This window comes from Methylobacterium sp. D48H, assembly GCF_053345715.1.
In genome coordinates this window covers 1-2,841 of sequence record NZ_JBKFAP010000062.1, presented here as the reverse complement: position 1 = coordinate 2,841, position 2,841 = coordinate 1, and the positions used below count along the sequence as shown (strand labels likewise).

Here is a 2,841-nt window from a genome sequence, read left to right as displayed (position 1 = left end):
GTATCCATCCGGCGAAGGACGCGGGAGCTACGGTTTCCTCGGGAGCAGATCACTTTCTGCCGTATGGGCGGCGATCCGCTCCTTCAGCTCGTCGATCCCATCGTTGGTAAACGCTGGGTACGCCTCGTCGCCGGAGCCGTGGACCCAGATCAGGCCGTCCTCGGGTTCCATGTCGACGATGATGTCGAACAGGGCGTCTGCATCCTGTCCGAGGTCGGCGGCGACCCTGGCCAGCGTGAACACGGTGCTCACCTTATTGCGCTGCATCGGCTCCCTTCCGTCGCGGCCCGATCGTCTCGTTAGTCTCGAGGCTGGCTGGCGAGAATGCTCAGGCAGCCTCGGCAAGCGGGGCGGTCGCTGACCGCCAATGCCACGGCAGGAGTTCGTGCAGCCGAGGGGCGGGGTGATCGGCGATGCGGGTGAGAACATCGGCGAGCCAAGCCTGCGGATCGATTGCGTTGAGCTTGGCCGTCACGATCAGCGTCGCCATCGCGGCTGCCCGATCAGCGCCCCGCTCCGAGCCGGCAAACAGCCAGGCTTTTCTGCCCAGGGCAAAGCCTCTCAGAGCCCGTTCGGCGGCGTTGTTGGTCAGGCAGACCCTTCCGTCTTCGAGGAAGTGCGTGAAGGCAGGCCAACGCCGCAGCAGATAGTCGATCGGCTCGGCCACGGCCGCCGAGCGCGACAGGCGTAAGCGTTGGTCGCGCAGCCACGTCTCCAGGTCGGCCACGAGCGAAGCGCTCTCGGTACGACGCACCCGCAGACGTTCGTCGGCCGAGCGTCCGTTGATCCGGCGCTCGACCGCAAACAGCTCGTCGATCCGACGGACCGCCTCCAGCGCGATCGGCGAGATCGCCGCCGCCTTCCGGCCTCGCCGCGCCCCGGCCGCCACGTCGGCGAGGACGAAGAACCCGCGGCGGGCATGAGCCCAGCAGAGCGCCGGGCGGATCGCGCCTTGCGGGCGTGCGGGATCGTAGAGGCGATTGTACCCGCTGTAGGCATCCGCCTGCAGGATCCCGCGGTAACCGCGCAGATGAGCCTCGGGATGCTCTCCGGCCCGGTCGCGCGAGGCGTAGAACAGCGCCGCCGGCGGGTCCGGGCCGCCGAAGGGGCGGTCGTCACGGACATAGGTCCAGATCCGGCCGGTGACCGTCCGGCCCTTGGCCAGGATCGGCACCGTGGTGTCGTCGCCGTGCAGCCGCCCGGCCGCCAGAACATGCGCGGCGATCAGCGCGTGCAGGGGCGCGAGCGCGGCCGTGCAGGCACCGACCTGATCGGCTAGCGTCGAGACCGACAGCGCGATCCCCTCCCGGGCGAAGCGCTCGCTCTGACGGTTCAGCGGCTGATGCTGGCCGAACTTCTCGAACAGGATCGTGGCCAGGAGCTGAGGCCCGGCAAAGCCGCGCGGCGTGACGTGGAACGGTGCGGGCGGCTGCGTGACCGTCTCGCAGGCCCGGCACGAGAAGCGCTCGCGCACGGTCTGGATCACCTTCCAGCTCCGTGGGATCATCTCCAGCGTCTCCGTGATGTCCTCGCCGAGCTTGGACAGCTTGGTCGATCCGCAGCAGGGACAGCACTCAGGGGCCGGAATGAGGACCCGCTCGCGCGGGAGATGGGCTGGGAACGGCTTGCGCGACGGGGGATGGCGGGTCGGCGAGAGAGCTCCCGCCGTACGCGCCAGGGCGGCATCGGCGGCGGCGGCCTGCTCCGTGGCGGTCGCTTCCAGCTCTTCCAGTTCGAGCTCCATCTGGTCGATGAGACGTGCCGCGCGCTCCGAGCGCGTGCCGTAGAGCTCGCGCCGCAGCTTCTCGATCTGCAGCTTGAGGTGCGCGATCAGCGCCGCACCGCTCGATCGGTCCGCCTCGGCGCTCAGCCGTGCGGCGCGCTCGGCCATGATCATGGCGTGCGCGGCGGCAAGGTCGGTCGGCAGCGACTCGGGCGTCGTGGTCACGGGAGGAGGGAATCACGGCTACCCGATCCTGGATAGGGCCGACCTCATCCGATCGCGCTGGGCCGCCAGGTCTCCTGGGGATGACGCCAGTCGATGCCCGAGAGCAGGTAGCCCATCTGCGCCGATGAGATCGTCACCACGCCGTCGGCTGGGCTCGGCCACAGGAAGCGCCCCCGTTCCAACCTCTTCGTGAACAGGCATGCGCCCTGGCCGTCGTGCCAGATGACCTTCAGCAGATCGCCGCGACGGCCGCGGAAGCAGAACAGATGCCCGTTCAGCGGATCGCGCCGGAGCACCTCCTGCACCTGCAGCGCGAGGCCGGGGAAGCCCTTGCGCATGTCGGTGTGGCCGGTCGCGAGCCAGACCCGCACGCCGGTGGGGACGGGGATCATCGCCCCTCCAGGACCGACAGCACCCGGCGCAGCGCCTCGGCGTCGACGTCGCGATCGACCTTGAGACGCCGGCCACCGCCGAGATCGATCTCGATCACACCGGCCCGGCGGCGGCGACGCGGATGCTCGTCTGCAGCGGCCGATGCCGGCAGGGTTGGCGGGCAGGGGTCAGGGGCCGGCTCAGGTTTTGTCACCACGGGCACGAACACCGGCACCTGTTCGGCCCCGCCGAGCCGGCCTTCGCGGGCTTGCCGCCGCCACGTGAACAGCAATCCGAGCGCGATCCCATAGCGGCGCGCGAGCGCACTCACGGACGTGTTGGCCGCGTAGGACGCCTCGACGATCCGCGCCTTCTCCTCGAAACTCCAGCGCCTCCGGCGCTCGACCCCGGCAAGAACCTCGACCCGCATCGCCTTGATCCGATGACTTTAACGCCAGCATTAAGGTCAGACGTCGGGCACGAGGCCCCGTCTCACAAGGCGGCTCTCACCGGAGGCGTAC

The 2,841-nt window shown here is 69.5% G+C and carries 4 protein-coding genes; all 4 read right to left on the bottom strand.

Annotated features, from left to right (window positions below; genetic code table 11):
• Window positions 1-27 precede the first annotated feature (27 nt).
• On the bottom strand, window positions 28-267 hold the full coding sequence (locus ACLBX8_RS31430) for a hypothetical protein (protein WP_447716391.1): 240 nt from the start codon (window positions 265-267) through the stop codon (window positions 28-30).
• A gap of 61 nt (window positions 268-328) precedes the next feature.
• Window positions 329-1,897, bottom strand: a complete 1,569-nt coding sequence (gene tnpC / locus ACLBX8_RS31425; protein ID WP_447716392.1) for an IS66 family transposase — start codon at window positions 1,895-1,897, stop codon at window positions 329-331.
• Window positions 1,898-1,992: 95 nt separating this feature from the next.
• Window positions 1,993-2,340: an IS66 family insertion sequence element accessory protein TnpB gene (tnpB, locus tag ACLBX8_RS31420; RefSeq protein WP_447716390.1), complete on the bottom strand. Its 348-nt coding sequence runs from the start codon at window positions 2,338-2,340 to the stop codon at window positions 1,993-1,995.
• Entirely contained in the window at window positions 2,337-2,750 is a 414-nt protein-coding gene (gene tnpA, locus ACLBX8_RS31415) for an IS66-like element accessory protein TnpA (RefSeq protein ID WP_447716389.1), read from the bottom strand. The genes tnpB and tnpA overlap by 4 nt, the downstream gene beginning before the upstream one ends.
• Window positions 2,751-2,841: the final 91 nt, after the last annotated feature.